Annotated in this window: 1 protein-coding gene; it reads right to left on the bottom strand. The window is 57.3% G+C overall.

Going from position 1 to position 262, the window contains the following annotated elements:
• Positions 1 to 262, bottom strand: a 262-nt coding sequence (locus tag ACQ4MZ_RS31660; protein ID WP_430852042.1) for a hypothetical protein, incomplete at both ends; no start/stop codon positions are given.

Here is a 262-nt window from a genome sequence, read left to right as displayed (position 1 = left end):
TTCAGCCAACAGCTTGTAAACACCGGGTTGGCTGGCATCAGGGATCGCCTTGCCCATCAGGTTATGGAATGTATCCGAGGTAGTCGACGCCCAGATTTCTACACTGGTAATCGTGGTACCTGTCGGAACACAAGTCGATACGCTCAGGGCAGTGATCACCCTGCCAGCGGTCGTTGTGCTGGCCGTTCCTACCACACTCGCGTTGTTGGCTGGCGAGAGCATACTGGCTGTCAGCGAGGGGCAACCTGTCACAGCAGGGGCT

Source organism: Dyadobacter sp. BHUBP1, assembly GCF_050587785.1.
GTDB lineage: Bacteria > Bacteroidota > Bacteroidia > Cytophagales > Spirosomataceae > Dyadobacter.
This window is presented reverse-complemented; position numbering and strand designations above follow the sequence as displayed.